The sequence below is a fragment of the Bradyrhizobium sp. UFLA05-153 genome, assembly GCF_054185185.1.
Genome location: NZ_JBBIAM010000317.1, coordinates 1 through 1228, shown reverse-complemented (window position 1 = coordinate 1228; position 1228 = coordinate 1). Strand labels below are relative to the sequence as shown.

The following is a 1228-nucleotide window of genomic DNA, read 5'->3' as shown; positions in this document are numbered from 1 at the left end:
GAGGAGAGCACGTGGTGACCGATCCGAGCGCAAGCCCAGCGGCAAACGGCGCGAATGAGACAGATAGAACTCAAGGGGTTGTAACGAAGGACCGGACGGCGGCCGCCCGTCAAACATCACGCGCCGCCAGCCCCTGCACTAGATCGAAATTCGACCGTGCCGGCGGTTGGAAGAACTTCAGGCGCGGCGGCGCGCATTGGTCGTGCAAGCGCAGGCCGAACAGCACCGTCCCACGGTTGGCACCGAGCAAAGCACGTATCAGAGCATTGGGCACATAGCGGCGCCCGAACAGCTTCAAAAGCCGGTAATACCGATCGTTCGAAATTAAGGCATTGCCGGCGAAGGACTCGAAATCGGTGATACTCTGAGTCAACCTGACGTGGCGCGAGACGATGTCCTCCTCTCCAATCAGGCCCATCTGCATCGCGCGCCGTGTCACACCGAGGTTGCGGTAATAAGAGAGGGGATGGAAGTGGAAGGAAAAAGGCTTCGGCAGGCTGAAATACAGGTGGAAGCCGTTGCGCTTGTCCTCCTCCGTCTCGAAGGGCGAGCAGATGATATCCCAGGTCACCCGAATACCGTGGCGATGGACGAGGGCCGCTGCCGCCCGCACTGCCTCATCGCTTTCAGGACGCATGAAGATCGAACGGCGGATGCGTTCTGAACCGCTCTGGATGCCCATCGAAATACCTTCGATGCCTGCCTCCTTCAGCGCCGCGATCAGCGGCGGCTTGGTTGTGTTGACATAGCCGTAGCACCAGAACGGAAGGCCTATGCGCGCTTTGTACTCCTTCGCGAAAGCTTCAATCCACTTGCGGTCGAAGACGAAGACGTCGTCGAAGAAATAGACATAGCGCAGAGAGGGCTGGCGAGCCTTGGCGGTCTCTAGTTCCTCGATCACATGCTCGACGCTGCGGCGGCGCAGGTCCTGCCCGGGTGTGTCTTTGTAAAGGTCTTTCATGAAAGAGATGCAGCAAAAGCTACAACTGTAAGGACAGCCGCGCGAGGTCATAAGATAGTAGACCGGCTCATCGTCGTATTCATTATCGATCTGATAGATGTCGTTGCCGTACAGGTAGTACTTGTCGCGATTGCTGAAATCGGGCGTAGGGATGCCATCGAGATTCTGTTCGACGGGCCGGACCGGCGCCTGCAGCAAGCGGCCCGAGGCGTCATGCCCCGCGATGTTCGGGATGGCAAGCAACGCATCGCACGTCGCGCCCGCATC

At 58.9% G+C, this 1228-nt stretch carries 1 protein-coding gene; it reads right to left on the bottom strand.

All coding sequences use genetic code 11. From position 1 onward, the window contains the following. Nucleotides 1-109 precede the first annotated feature (109 nt). On the bottom strand, nucleotides 110-1228 hold a 1119-nt coding region (locus tag Q2941_RS51645; RefSeq protein WP_458197545.1), incomplete at its 5' end, for a B12-binding domain-containing radical SAM protein.